General features: G+C 68.9%; 1 pseudogene. It reads left to right on the forward strand.

Annotated features, from left to right (window positions below):
• Positions 1-219 (forward strand): annotated as a pseudogene (locus ACNAW0_RS31015) (hypothetical protein); the annotation flags it as partial.

Raw genomic sequence — 219 nt, forward strand, 5'->3', positions numbered from 1 at the left:
GCCATCCTCGTCGAAGCCGCCTTCGCCGCATCCCGCACCCGCACCCGCATCGGGGCACGGTTCCACCGGCTGCACCGCCGCTTCGGCGGCCGGGCAAACAAGACCGCCGCCAAGAGAGCGGCGTTCGCCGTCGCCCATACCCTCATCAAGGTCATCTGGACCGTCCTGGCCACCGGACAGACCTACACCGACCTCGGCCACGACTACTACACCCGCAAC

Source organism: Micromonospora sp. SL1-18, from assembly GCF_047921505.1.
Classification (GTDB): Bacteria; Actinomycetota; Actinomycetes; order Mycobacteriales; family Micromonosporaceae; genus Micromonospora.